7 protein-coding genes and 1 pseudogene are annotated in these 13161 nt (G+C 74.7%); 1 reads left to right on the top strand and 7 read right to left on the bottom strand.

Going from position 1 to position 13161, the window contains the following annotated elements; genetic code table 11:
* Positions 1-158 precede the first annotated feature (158 nt).
* From OO57_RS22455 to OO57_RS22440, 4 genes and pseudogenes are all read right to left on the bottom strand, one after another.
* A complete protein-coding gene (locus OO57_RS22455) occupies positions 159-1880 on the bottom strand; it encodes a family 43 glycosylhydrolase (protein ID WP_234337459.1) in 1722 nt (573 codons plus the stop codon).
* 1065 nt (positions 1881-2945) lie between these two features.
* Positions 2946-3209: pseudogene (locus tag OO57_RS44030) on the bottom strand (Tat pathway signal sequence domain protein); the annotation flags it as partial.
* A 377-nt stretch (positions 3210-3586) separates the two neighbouring features.
* Positions 3587-4270 carry a response regulator gene (locus OO57_RS22445; protein ID WP_033254388.1) on the bottom strand — a complete coding sequence of 228 codons (684 nt, stop codon included), beginning with the start codon at positions 4268-4270 and terminating at the stop codon, positions 3587-3589.
* The gene (locus tag OO57_RS22440) at positions 4267-5544 is read right to left on the bottom strand and encodes a sensor histidine kinase (RefSeq protein ID WP_081973876.1); all 1278 of its coding nucleotides are present in this window, start codon (positions 5542-5544) and stop codon (positions 4267-4269) included. Before OO57_RS22440 ends, OO57_RS22445 begins: the two co-directional genes overlap by 4 nt.
* A gap of 286 nt (positions 5545-5830) precedes the next feature.
* Here OO57_RS22440 and OO57_RS22435 point away from each other — a divergent pair, with 286 nt between their 5' ends.
* Positions 5831-8029, top strand: a complete 2199-nt coding sequence (locus OO57_RS22435; protein WP_051778096.1) for an MMPL family transporter — start codon at positions 5831-5833, stop codon at positions 8027-8029.
* Between the two features lie 175 nt (positions 8030-8204).
* On the opposite strand, the gene OO57_RS22430 is transcribed toward OO57_RS22435, so the two are convergent.
* From OO57_RS22430 to OO57_RS22420, 3 genes are all read right to left on the bottom strand, one after another.
* Positions 8205-10430, bottom strand: a complete 2226-nt coding sequence (locus OO57_RS22430; protein WP_051778095.1) for a tetratricopeptide repeat protein — start codon at positions 10428-10430, stop codon at positions 8205-8207.
* 106 nt (positions 10431-10536) lie between these two features.
* Positions 10537-11853 (bottom strand): hypothetical protein, encoded by a 1317-nt coding sequence (locus tag OO57_RS22425; RefSeq protein WP_033254387.1) that lies wholly within the window; start codon positions 11851-11853, stop codon positions 10537-10539.
* Positions 11854-12457: 604 nt separating this feature from the next.
* The gene (locus tag OO57_RS22420; RefSeq protein WP_033254386.1) at positions 12458-13027 is read right to left on the bottom strand and encodes a TetR/AcrR family transcriptional regulator; all 570 of its coding nucleotides are present in this window, start codon (positions 13025-13027) and stop codon (positions 12458-12460) included.
* Positions 13028-13161 lie beyond the last annotated feature (134 nt).

Below are 13161 nucleotides of genomic sequence, written 5' to 3'. Positions count from 1 at the left end.
GGCCGGCCCGTGCCCCGGCGCCTCCGTGGTGCGTCCGCCGTGCTGTTCGAGTCCGGACCGCCCTCCGAGGGGGCCGTGGACGGACTCGAACAGCCGGTGGACGACTCCGGACGGGGCCGGGCGCCGAGTTGCCGGCCCGGGCCCGGCCCCGTGGTGGTTCAGTTCTTGCCGGTCAGGCGCCAGACCTGGTTCTTCTTGGTGGCCAGGGCACTGGCGGGGTCGCACGTCCACTGGTGGACCGGTGCTCCGACGGCGGTGGAGATCCCGCTGACGTCCACGCACTTGCCGCTGTGCACCGCGACGAGCTGGTAGTCGCCGGCGGCGGTCTGCCGCAGCGTGAACTGCTGGTTCGTGCCGCCGTGGCAGGTCCACTGCTCGACCGCCGCCCCGTCGGCGGTGGAGGCGCCGCCGACGTCGAGGCACTTGCCGCTGTAGTGGTTCACCAGGGAGTAGGTGTCCGCCACCCCCTGCACCGGGCTGAAGTCGAACCGCTGTTCCTCACCGGTGCCGCAGGTGTACTGCTGGTACTGGGTGCCGTCGGCGGTGCTCAGGTCGGGGTCGTCCAGGCAGTACCCGCTGTGCTGGGCGACGGCGGTCGACGAGAAGGCGGACTGGCCGGAGGTGAACTGCCACCAGTTCACGTTGAACAGGTACCCGCTGCCACCGGCGAAGCGCAGGTACAGGTCGTGGGTCCCGGTCGCACCGGTGACGGGGCACGAGACCGTGCTCCAGGTCTGCCAGCCTCCGGTGCCCGGCACGGTGCAGGTCCCGACCGTCGGCCCGGTGGCGCTGTCCAGGTGCAGCTCGACCCGGCCGCCGCCGGCGCCCGAGGCCACCCTGGCGGTGAACGAGCCGGCACCGGTGCCGAACGCCACGCCCTTGACCTTGGTGTAATCGCCGTTCTCGATCCAGCCGATGTTCATTCCGCCCTCGCTGGAGGGTTCGGTTTCGATGCCGCTGCCCCACGCGACGGTCTCGGCCTCCTGGCGGACGTAGGGGTTGAGCGTGCCGGCCTGCGGCACCCCCGCCGTCGTCATGTTGATCGTCGGGATGGTGCCGTCGGCGTTGTAGCTGAACTTCTCCACCGCGACCGACCGGGTGTAGCCACTGCCGCCCGGCAGAGCGCCGTTGTGGTAGAAGAAGTACGAGCCGCCGTTGAAGTCGACGATGCCGACGTGGTTGGTGAAGCTGCTGCCTTGCGTGGGCATGATGGTGCCGCGGTACGTCCAGGGTCCGGTCGGGCCGGGCGAGGTGGAGTAGGCGATGAACTCGGAGCAGCATTTCGCCGCGAACACCATGTAGTAGAGGCCGTTTCGCTTGTAGAACCAGGGCCCTTCCTCGTACAGGGTGGGCCGGTTCGCATCTCCCGTGCGGGTGCCGAATCCCGCGGTGGTCAGCGGTATCTGCGTCGGGCTGCCGGAGTACGAGACCATGTCGGCGTTGAGCCGCACGTACCACAGCCTCGGGTTCCCGTAGTACAGGTAGGCCTGCCCGTCGTCGTCGATGAAGACGGTGGGATCGATTTCGGAGTTCTGGACCAGTGGATGGCCGAGCGCGTCACGGAACGGCCCGGTGGGGCTGTCCGAGACCGCGACTCCGATGGCTTGCGATCCATTGGTCATTCGCACCGGCACGTACCAGTAGAACTTGCCGTTGCGGTAGACGGCCTGTCCCGCCCAGGCGTCCGCGCCGGCCCAGCTGAAGGTCGCCAGGCTCATCGGCGAGCCGTGATCGGTCCAGTTCACCATGTCCGACGAGGACCACACCCGCCAGTCGCGCATCCTGAAAGTCGTCGAGTTGTCCTCGTCGTGCCCGGTGTACAGGTAGACCCGGCCGTTGTAGACCAGCGGCGCCGGGTCGGCGGTGTAAATGTGCTGCACGATCGGGTTGTCCGCCCGGGCAGCGCTCGGGAGGAACGCCATCGTGCAGAGAAGGCTTACCGTCAAGGCGAGGAAGCGCTGCGACCACCGCCGAAGTGCGAATGTCAATGTTCAAGCCCTTTGTCGGATCGGGATGGGAAGGGACGGCGTCGACGGGCACAGCCGGGAAGCGGACCTCCGGCACTGCAGTGTCGGCGCTCCCGGCCGCCGCCTCGCGACGGGCGCCGACCGAACCGATCCGGCTTCCCTCCGCCCTTGGGACCATCGGTACGGGACGGACGACTCCGGCACCGACGACAACCGGCCCAGCGAATGTTAGCGCTAACATTTCTGGGACCAGCCGTGCAGGGACCGACCGGCGGTGCGGCCTGCTGCACCACGCGCGACGATCTGAGTGTCCATCAACAGGTGCGGGGACGGCCAGAGTTCTGCCCGAAGGGGAATTGGATGCTCCGCATCGGGGGCAGTGACGGCGTCCGAATCGGCCGGCTCGGTGGGCGCGCGGGAAGGGCAGGTCGTTCACGGCGGCCACCTCGATGCGTCGGATCTCGCCCCGTCCGGGCCCCGACTCCCGGAAGCGCCCCTGCAACGGGGCGGCTCTCCGGGGAAGGAACCCGATCTGCTCGCCGGGCGGCGCACGTGGCGATCAGCCGACGGACGCCCAGGTCCCGTAGGACGAAGCGCAGTTCTTCCGGGGCGGCGGCGGGACCGGAGGAGGACGCGCTCGAAGGCCCGAAGGCCGTACGGGCCGGTCTCGCCGCCCTGGACGGCGAGACCGGCCGGCGCGGCCGGAGCTGTGAGGGGGCACCGGGCCCCGCGTACGACGGCGAGGTCCCGGTGCCCCCACCGTCAGCGGACGGTGATCCGGTCGAGGTTGGGGCCGCCGTCGGCGGTGGTGGAGGTGGCGCGGACGGTGTTGGTCCCGGCCTTGAGGGTGATCGGGAGCGAGGCGGTCGCCCAGGTGTCCCAGTTCCCGGTGGGGAGGAAAGAGCGCCCGGCGGCGATCCGGGTGCCGTTGACGGTGATGTCCATCGGGCGGTCGACCGTGGTGCCGTTGGCGGCGCCGCCGGCGGGCGTGCGCCTGCCAGTGACCTCGTGGCGCTGGCGGTCGGTGGAGGTGTCGCGGTCGACCGTGTGCATGTTCCAGCGGAAGTTGTCGCCCTCGACGCGGATGTGCGGGGCACCGGCCGGGTGGGAGTCGGCGCGGTCGTCCTCGACGGTCTCGAACGCGGCGAGGCCGTCGACGGCCGCCGAGGGCGCCCAGCGCTGCTGCCAGCTGGAGACGCTCAGGGTCGCGGCCGAGGCACTGAGCTCTTTCAACTCGGCCACCGATCAGGTGACAGTGCGGGCGCACGGTATTCGGCCTGCTGGCGAGATCCAGCAGACCGAACGCCCGTCAACGGCAGTCGGCTCACCACTCGTCCGGGTCGCCGTTGAAAGAGCTCGCTGGTGCGGGGCAGCGTGGCGGCGGCGGTGAGGGCGGCGCCGAGGACGGTACGACGGGAGGGCCTGTGCACGGGGGACTCCACGGGGTCGGGTGAGCCTTGCCATCAGGGGACGGTCTTCGTGGGGGCGCGCTCGGGTCGGCCGGTCTCGTTCCGGCCCGGCCCGTACGGGGTCGTCCGGCCCCACGGCCGGCCCGACCCCTGGTGTTCCCGCCCCGGTCAGGGAGTTCCGGGGCAACGCCTGGCTGACCCTGACCGCGCTCACCCGCCGCCCGCGGCCCCCGCGGCGACCAGGCCGGACTCGTAGGCGGCGATCACGGCCTGGGCCCGGTCGCGGACGTCGAGCTTCGCGAAGAGGGAGGTGATGTGGTTCTTGACGGTGGAACGGCTGAGGTCGAGGGCGCCCGCGATGGCGTCGTTGTCGAGACCGGTCGCGATCAGGCGCCAGACCTCGGTCTCGCGGGGGGTGAGATCGGCGGAGGCGGAGGCGGGGGCCGGATGCGGGGTCGCGGGGGCGGGGGTGCGGACGTAGGTGGAGATCAGGCGGGTCAGCAGGCGCGGGGCGACCACCGCCTCGCCGGTGCGGACGGTGCGGATCGCCGCGGCGAGCTCCTCCGGCGAGACGTCCTTGGGGAGGAAGCCGCAGGCACCGGCCCGGAGCGCGGCGACCACGTACTCGTCGAGGTCGAAGGTGCTGAGCGCGAGGACCCGGCAGTCCGGGAGGGCCCGGGCGAGTTCGCGGGTCGCGTCGACGCCGTCGAGGACGGGCATCCGGATGTCCATCACCACCACGTCGGGGCGCAGCCGGCGGGCGAGTTCGACGGCTTCGGCGCCGTTCCCGGCCTCGCCGACGACCGTGAAGGCGGGGTCGGGCGAGAGGATCAGGCAGAGGCCGCGGCGCACCAGCGGCTGGTCGTCGGCGACCAGGATGCGGATCGGGGTCATCGGAGGGCCTCCGTGGAGGGGCTGGTGGACGCACCGGAGGGGGAAGGGAGTTGGGGGGACGGGCCGGGCGATTGAGGGGGTGAGGAGGGCAGTTGGGCCGACTGCTCGGCGGATTCGTCGGCGGGGAGCGGGAGTTCGGCGTGGACGGCGAAGCCGCCGTCGGGGTGGGGGGTGGCGGTGAGGGTGCCGCCGTGGAGGGCGGCGCGTTCGCGCATGCCGATCAGGCCGTGGCCGCCGCGGTCGGCCGGGGGGCGGGTGGGGGCGGGGGCGGGGCCGTCGTTGCGGACGTGCACGGTGAGCAGGTCGGGGCGGTAGGTGAGGTGGACGGTGGCGCGGGCCGGGCCGGCGTGCTTGCGGGCGTTGGTCAGGGCCTCCTGGACGATCCGGAACACCGTCAGGCCGAGGGCGGGCGGCAGCGGGCGGGCCTCGCCGCGCACGGTGAGGTCGGCGGGCAGCCCGGCCCGGCGGGACTCCTCCAGCAGGCGGGGCAGGTCGTCGGCGCCCGGTTGCGGGGCGGGCGGGACGGCGTCCGGTTCGTCGCCGGCCCGTAGGACGTCGAGGAGTTGGCGCATCTCGCGCAGCGCGAGGCGGCCGGAGGACTCCAGGGTGACCAGGGCGTCCCGGACCACCTCGGGGTCGGCGAGGTTGGCGCGGGCGCCGCCCGCCATCAGCTGCATGGTGGTGATGTGGTGGGCGACGACGTCGTGCAGCTCCCGGGCGATCCGGCGGCGCTCCTCGGCCACCGCGCGGTCGGCGAGCAGCTGCCGGTTGGCCGCGACCTCGCGCTGCCAGCGGGCGACCGCGAGTCCGGCGGCGGCGACCAGCAGCGCGGAGCACGGGGCGGACACCGCCACGTCCCAGGCCGGTACCCGGAAGTGGCCCTGGCCGAGGACGGTCGCCACCGAGGTGGCCAGGACGGCCGCGGCGGTCGTGGCGGGGCTGCTCACCCGGGCCACCGAGTACAGCGCGACCGTCAGGACCACCCCGAAGTGCGGCGTCCCGGGGCCGAGCAGGTCGGCGGCGGCACTCGGCACCAGCACCGCGGCGAGCGCCGGCACCGGGCGGCTGCGCCGGGCCAGCAGCGGGAGGGCGGCCAGCAGCGCGAGCAGGAAGACGGGCAGACCCGGCCCCCGTTCGCCGTCCAGCGCGCCGAACAGCAGGTTGCCGACCGCGTCGAGCACGCCCGCGGCCACCGCCACCAGGGCGTCGGCGTGGGTCCACGGCACGCCGTCCCGCGCCGCCGCGGTGCCCGGCTCCTGCTGTGGTCGTCCCATGTCCGTCCCCCGTGTCCCGCTGGTGTCCCGCCGGTGTCCCCGGGTGCGGCCGCGCTGCCACTGACCAGCCCCGATGCCCTCATTCTGGCACCGGCCCGACGGGGCGGACGTCCCCTCCCGGGGCGAGCGGTCCTGGGAGCGTGGTCCCGGGTGCGGGGGCGGTGGGGGCCCGCGGGCCCCGGTGCGGATCGTCCGTCGCCCCGACGCCGCGGGGGCACCCGGGCTGATGGTCTGTCATCGGGCGGCGACCGCCGTCCACCAGCAGCCACGCAGACGGAGGGCGACCGTGATCCGCGCACTGACCGGATTCTCCACCAGACACGCCTGGAAGGTGATCGCCCTGTGGGCGGTGCTCGGGGTCGCGCTGGCCGGGGTCTCCCCGGTGCTGTTCGCCCGGGTCACCGGGAGCAGCACCGCGGACTTCCTGCCCGCGCGCTACGACTCGGCGGCGGCGCTGCGGATCGCCGAGGAGCACTTCGGGCTGCGGCCCGACGCCACCACCGTCACGGTGCTGGTCGCCCGCGCCGACGGCGCCGCGCTGACGGACGCCGACCGGCAGCGGATCGACGCCGAGGCGGCCGGGCTGGCCCGGCAGCGGGTGGTGATGCCGCGCAAGGGCGACGAGCCGGCCTTCCTGGTGACCGACCGCTCGCAGACCCCGCAGGTGGCGCCCGCGATGGTCGCCCCGGACGGCGGCTTCGAACTGCTGGCCGTCGAACTGGCCGGAAACGCCGCCGACGAGGGCGTGCAGGACGTCTACCGGGCGTTCCGGGACTCCGCCCGGGAGCGGTTCGCCGCGGCCGGGATGCGCACCGGCTTCACCGGCAACCTGGCCGAGGCCGCGGACGGCGCCGACGCGAACCGGACGGCGTCCGCCGTCGGCGGCGCCCTGGTCGTCGGACTGATCGTGCTGCTCAACGTGCTGGTGTTCCGCAGCGTCCTGGCCGCCGTGCTGCCGCTGCTCGCGGTGACCCTGATCGGCGGCGCGGCGGGCGGCGCGGTGGCGGGCCTGGCCGAGCTCACCGGCCTGCGGCTGGACGCCTCCACCCCGGGCCTGATCTCGGTGGTGCTGCTCGGCATCGGCGTCGACTACCTGCTGTTCCTGCTGTTCCGGTTCCGCGAGGTGCTGCGGGCCCGCCCGGACGCGCCCGCCCGCTCGGTCGCCGCCGAGGTGTCCGGGCGGGTCGGCACCGCGATCACCTCGGCCGCGCTGACCATCGTCGCCGCGTTCGCCACCCTGGGCGTCGCCGGGTTCGGCCAGTTCCGCTCGCTCGGCCCGGCGATCGCCGTCGCCGTGCTGGTGATGCTGCTGGGCAGCCTGACCCTGATGCCCGCGCTGCTCGGTGCCTGCGGGCGCGGCATGTTCTGGCCCTCGCGCGCGCTGCGGCGGGAGCCGCGCCCGGGCGTCGCGGCGCGCCTCGGCGAGCTGGTGGCCAGCCGTCCCGCGGCCGCGCTGCTGGCCTCCGTCGCGCTGCTCGGCGCGCTGGCCGCGGGCCTGGTCGGGATGCGGATGGACTACGGCCTCGGCGGCTCCTCCGGGACGCCCGCGGCCGCCACCGCCGCCGAGATCTCCCGTTCCCTGCCGGCGGGCGTGTCCGACCCGGCCACCGTGTACGCCACCGCCGACGGGGGCGGCGCCGTCGACCCCGCCGCCTTCTCCGGCCTGGCCCGGGCGCTCGGCGACGTGCCGGGCGTCGGGCAGGTCGCCGACCCGGTGGGCAGCGCGGACGGCCGGGCCGTCCGGATCGACGTCTACCCCACCGCCGACCCGCAGGGCGAGCAGGCCCGCGCCCTGGTGTCCGGCCCGCTGCGGGCCGCCGTCGCCGCCCACTCCCCCGCCGGGACGAGCGCCCACGTCGGCGGTACCGCGGCGGTGTTCGCCGACGTGGCGGACGCGGTCGACCGCGACCTGCTGGTGGTGTTCCCGGTCGCGGCCGCGCTGATCGCGCTGATCCTGCTGCTGCTCCTGCGCAGCCTGCTCGCCCCGGCGGCGCTGCTGCTCTCGGTCGGGCTCGGGTTCGCCGCCACGCTGGGCAGCGCCACCCTGGTGTTCCAGCACCTGCTGGACCGGCCCGGCGTCGCCTTCACCCTGCCGCTGGTGCTGTTCCTGTTCGTGGTGGCGCTGGGCACCGACTACAACATCCTGATCACCGACCGGATCCGCGAGGAGATGCGCCGCCCCGGCCCGGCCCGGGCCGCCGTGGCCCGCGCCGTCCGGCACACCGCGCCCGCCGTCGCCACCGCCGGGCTGGTGCTGGGCGGTTCGTTCGCCAGCCTGGCCACCACGCCCGGCAGCGAGCAGATCGCCTTCGCGCTGACGCTCGGGATCCTGCTCTCCGCGCTGCTGCTCTCGCTGGTGGTCGTCCCGGCGGTGGCGGCGCTGCTCGGCCGATCGCTCTGGTGGCCGCTGCGACCGGCGCCGGAGCAGGCGCCGTCGGCTCCGGCCGGAACGGCGGACGTCCCGGTCCGGGAGTCGGCCGGGTAGCCGGACTGGTAGGCGGGCTGGTAGATGGGCTGGTAGGCGCGCCAGGGGCCCGGACCGCACGTGGTGCGGTCCGGGCCGCTCGGGCGTTCGGAGCAGCTCGGGCGTTCGGGGTCGTTCGGGCGTTCGGGGTCGTTCGGGCGTTCGGGGTCGTTCGGGGTCATTCGGGCGTTCGGGGTCAGGTGCGCAGTTCGGCGAGCAACTGGCCGGCTTCGGCGGCGAGTTCGGGGTCGTCGGCGCCCGCGGCGAGGACGAGGTCGGTGACGGCGGCGAGCAGGAGGCCGGTCTCGGCGTTGGCGGAACGGGCCAGGCGGTGCAGGGACTTGGCGCGTTGGAGGTGGGCGGCGGGGTCGGCGGTCTCGGTGACGACGGCGTCGAGCAGGGCGACGGCTTCGGTGTCGCGGGCGCAGTCGTGGTAGGCGACGGCCAGGTTGAAGCGGATGCCGGGGTCGTCGTCGAGGGCGACGGCGCGTTCCAGGTCGGCCGCGGCGGCGTCGAAGTCTCCTGCGGCGTAGGCGAGTTCGCCGCGCAGGGCCCAGGCGGGGGCGAACTCCGGGTCGGCGGCCAGCGCGGCGGTGCAGGCGGCCGCGGCCTGCTCGGCGTAGCCCTCGGCGGCGAGCAACTGGGCTTTCAGGGCGAGGAGTTGGGGGTGGTCGGGGGCGGTGGCGAGGCCGGCTTCGACGTCCTGGCGGGCGGCGGCGGTCTCGTCGAGTTCGGCGAGCAGGCTGGCCCGGTTGAGGCGGGCGTCGACGAACGCCGGGTCGAGTTCGAGGACGTACCCGAAGTCGTCCACCGCGCCCTTGACGTCGCCGAGTTCGGCCCGCACGTCGGCCCGGTTGTAGTACGCCTCGGGGAACGGCGGGGAGAGCCGGACGGCGGCTTCGAAGTCGGCGAGCGCCTCGTCCAGGCGGCCGGTGCGGCGCAGCACGATGCCGCGGTCGAAGTGGTACTCGGCGTAGTTGGGGTCGACGGCGATCACCGCGGTGTAGTCGGCGACGGCGTCCTCGTGGCGGCCGAGTCCGGCGTGCACCTGGGCCCGGTTGTGGACCAGGACGGAGCGGTGCAGGGCGTGTTCGCCGGGGGCGAGGAGGGCGTCGAGGGCGGCGATGCAGGCGCCCAGCAGGGCGAGGGCGGCCTCGGGGCGGCCCTCGCGGACCTCGATCAGGGCGAGGCCGTTGCGGTTGAAGGCGGTGCGGAAGGCGCGTTCCTTGGGTTCGGGGTGCTGGCCCGCCAGGGCGATGGCGGTGTTGATCCAGCCGCGGGCGAGCCGGTAGTCGCGGTGCTCGCCGGTCAGGAAGCGGGTGTAGAGCATCGCGGTGCCGTACGCGCACTGCAGGTGGATGTCGGGGTCGGTACTGGTGGCGCGGGCCTCCTCGTAGTACGGGAGGATCCCGTCGGTGCGCTCCAGGGCGGCCAGGGCGGTGGCGGGCTTGGCGATGAACGTCCACCAGTGGACGGGGTGGGTGGCGTGGTCGACCAGGGCGGCGCCGCGCGTCCCGTAGTCCAGGACGGCGTCGTAGAAGCCCAGGTCGCAGCAGAGGTTGGCGGCCTCGCGCAGCAGGTCGGCGCCGAGGCCGGCCGCGTCGCTGCCCTGTTCGGCGTGCCAGAGCAGGGCGCCGAGGCGCAGCGAGGGCTCGTCCAGGGCTTCGAGTTCGCGGCGCCGGGCGTCGTGCAGGGCGTGCCGCTGCGGGGCGGGGAGTTCGGCGTGGGCGCGGGCCGCCGCCGGGTCGTCGGTGGTGCCGTCCTCGTGGACGTAGCGGGCGGCCAGCTCGGCGCCGCGTTCGGGGACGGGTTCGGGCCCTCCGGTGGCGTCGGTGCGGGCGCAGTGCGCGGCGAGGGCGGGGGCGAGCGGTTCGGCGGGGCTGCTCGCGGCGTCCGGCGGGCCGTCGTCGGTGCCGACCACGACGGTCAGCAGGGCCGGGTCCATCCGGCGCAGCAGGACGGCGAGGAACTCGCCGTCGGTCGGGTCGGCGCGGTGGACGTCCTCGACGACCAGGGTGTGCGGGCCCGGGCCGAGGGCGCGGGCGTAGGCGGTGAGGAACTCGACCAGGCCGTTCGCGATCCGCAGGGTGCGCAGCCGCGAGTAGTAGCGGGTGCGCTCCTTCGGGACGGCGAGCGAGGTCAGCGTCTCGCGGGTGGCGGGGACGACGCCGCGCAGCTCCGGGGTGGTGGTGAGGATCTCCACGTCGTGCCGCCGGACGGCCTCGGGGCAGCGCTCCAGGGCGTCCGGCACCAGGGCGCGCAGCAGCGTGCCGACGGCGGTGTACGGGCCGCGCAGGCGCCGGTCCGCGCTGACGGCGGCCGGGGCGGCGGCCAGGGCGGGGGGCAGCGGCAGCTCGGCGCGGGCCCGGGTGCGGGCGGCGCGGTGCGGTGCCCGCACCCAGTGGTGGCGGTGGTCGGCCATGGCGGTGGTGCCTTTCGTCCGGATGCGGTGCGGTGCGGGCAGACGGGGTGCGGTGCGGGCGGGCGGGGGTGCGGTGCGGGCGGGCGGGGACGGGTGGGGCGGCGGGTCAGGCGGCGGCGCGGCGGCGGCGCCGGTCGCGCAGGGCGAGGTGCGCGACGGCGGCGAGCTGGAGGACCGTCAGGGCGAAGAAGACCGCGGAGTCGACGAACTCGCCGGTGGCGGCCCGGCCGCCGAGCCGGTCCACGGTGCCGGTGACGAAGCGGGCGGCGGCCGGGAGCACCCCGGCGGCGAAGACGGTCAGCGAGAACGCGTAGCCGCCCACCATCAGCCAGGCGTACCAGCGGGCGGCGCGGCGGTCGGCCGGGTGCCAGCCGGACTCGTCGAGCGGCGGGCGCCCGGTGCGGCGGCGCACCGCGTTGCGCAGCACGCCCTGCGCGGTGGCGTGCAGGTCGTGGCAGCCGAGGACGGTGCCGAGCAGCACGTACAGGTCGGTGCGCAGGTGCAGGAACGCCTGCCAGGCGAGGCGCAGCAGGGTGGCGTAGGCGAGGGCGAGGCAGAGCTTCCCGGTGCCGTCGAGCGTGCCGTCCGGGTGCCGGGTGGCGGCGGCGGTCAGGGTCAGGGCGGCGGTCAGCACGGTGTCGGCGAGCATCCCGGCGAGGATCGGCAGGTAGCGGCGGCGCCTGGGGACGGCGACCAGGCCGTCCAGCGAGGTCTCCAGCACGACGAAGATCAGGCGGTGGCCGATCCGCAGCCGGGTGGGCAGCCCGAGGCGCCGCCCGGCGAGGGCGTGGAAGCCCTCGTGGACCAGGATCAGCGGGAACTGGCCGACGAACAGCACCAGGGCGACCAGGGTGAAGTACGGGCTGAAGAACACGTTGGACGGGCGGGGCGCGAGGTCCGGCGACCGGACGGTGGCGACCGCGGCGGACCCGACCAGCAGCAGGTAGCAGGCCCAGGCGGGCGGGCTGAACGCGGCCCGGCCGAGCCGCTGCCAGCGCACCGGCCGCGGCGGGGGCTCCGGGGCGGCGGTGCCGTCCGCGGCGCCGTCCGCGCCGTCGGCGGTGGCGGGGGCGGCGGTGCGGACGAAGCCGAGTTCGTCCAGCCCGGCGAGCAGGTCCGCGACGTCGACGCCTTCGCCGTACTCCCGCCGGTACGCCTCGGCGGCCTGGCGCGGAGTCAGCCCCTCGGCGAGCCAGCGGACGAGCCGGGCGCCGTCGGGCGGGAGGACCGCGTACGAGTCGGTGTCGACCCGGCCCACCGTCACCTCGTCGCCCTCCTCCAGGTAGACGAGGGGGTGCAGCGCGACGGGCCGGTCCAGGTCCGGGGCGGCGGGGGCCGGGAGGGTCGACTCCGGGGCGGCGGGGACCGGGAGGGTCGACTCCGGGACGGCGGGGGCCGGGCTGCTGCTGGGCGAGGGGTGCATCTGTCGTCCTCCCGGGCGGAAGCGGGGACGGGGCCGGCCGCGGTCGGCGGCCGGCCCCGCTACCAGGCGGTCAGACCTCAGACGGCGGCACAGTTGCAGCCGTAGAGGGTCTGGGCGGCGCTGGTCAGACGGACGGAGCCGGCCTTGCGGATGACGATCTTCTTCATGATCTGTCCTTTCCTTCGAATCGGACGGGAAATCCGGCGGATCCCCCCACCGGGGGCGGAAGAATTCCTTCCCTCCCCTTCGCGGCGGTCCCATCATGAATTGCGCGTTACAGGCGTGTCAACAGGGTGAAATGGAGCCATTAGAACCACCTATGACCTGCGGAAATAGAAATACTGCCGGAAAACGGCAGCACGAAGCCAACCCTCGGGAAAGGCGGAGCGCAGGCGAAGGGACTCGTCGGTCGACCGTCGCCGGAAAAGCACCTGGCGCACGGAGTCCGTGCATTCGCCGAGGCGCGGGCGATTGAAGATTCCCACCCTGTCGCGAGCGCGTCAATACGCATTCCTGGCGATTGCGCCGGAGGGCGTGGGGAAGAACGGGAGCGGAGGGGCCCCTGTGAATTCCGGGACGCGCGTGGCGGCGTCGGCGGAGCGGGTCAGGAGGGCCAGGCGGCGAGGAGGCGGTGGAGCCCCGCGGTGATGCGCCGCCAGGAGTCGGCGGCGGCGCGGGGGTGGTGGAAGCCGCCCGCGGCCTCGATGGCGACGAAGCCGTGGAAGGTGCTGCGCAGGAGGCGGGCCGCGTCGGTCAGGGCGGGCTCGTCGAGGCGGTAGTGGCGCATGACCGCGTAGGTGAGTTCGACGCTCCGGGCGAGGACCGCGGTGTCGGCGAAGTCGGCCTGGTCGAGCGGGAGTTGGGTGGCGGCGTAGCGGCCGGGGTGGGCCAGGGCGTAGTCGCGGTAGGCGTCGGCGAAGGCGGTGAGGGCCTCGGCGCCGGAGCGGCCGGCGATGGCGGCGGCGAGGGCCTGGTTCATCTCGTCGGAGGCGAGCAGCGCGACCCGGGTGCGGATCTCCCGCAGGTTCTTGACGTGCGAGTAGAAGCTGGCGTCCTTGACCCCGAACTCCCGGGCCAGGGCGGAGACGGTGACCTTCTCGATGCCGACCCGGTCGGCGAGTTCGGCGGCGGCGCGGGTGATGCGTTCGACCGTCAGCCCTGCGTGCGCTGCCATGTTGCCCGTCCCGTGCCGTCGTGCTGTCGCTGTCGCCGTCGTGCCGTCGTGCCGTCGTGCCGTCGCCGTCGCGCCCGTCGCTGCCGTGCGGCTGCCGTCGCGTGGTTGCTGCCGCGCGGCTGCCGTCGCGCGGC

The organism is Kitasatospora phosalacinea (assembly GCF_000717185.1).
Classification (GTDB): Bacteria; Actinomycetota; Actinomycetes; order Streptomycetales; family Streptomycetaceae; genus Kitasatospora; species Kitasatospora phosalacinea_A.
This window is presented reverse-complemented; position numbering and strand designations above follow the sequence as displayed.

Coding starts and splice junctions, on each gene's coding strand:
- OO57_RS22445 (WP_033254388.1), bottom strand. CDS start 4,270: ATGACCCCGATCCGCATCCTGGTCGCCGACGACCAGCCGCTGGTGCGC.
- OO57_RS22440 (WP_081973876.1), bottom strand. CDS start 5,544: ATGGGACGACCACAGCAGGAGCCGGGCACCGCGGCGGCGCGGGACGGC.
- OO57_RS22430 (WP_051778095.1), bottom strand. CDS start 10,430: ATGGCCGACCACCGCCACCACTGGGTGCGGGCACCGCACCGCGCCGCC.
- OO57_RS22425 (WP_033254387.1), bottom strand. CDS start 11,853: ATGCACCCCTCGCCCAGCAGCAGCCCGGCCCCCGCCGTCCCGGAGTCG.
- OO57_RS22420 (WP_033254386.1), bottom strand. CDS start 13,027: ATGGCAGCGCACGCAGGGCTGACGGTCGAACGCATCACCCGCGCCGCC.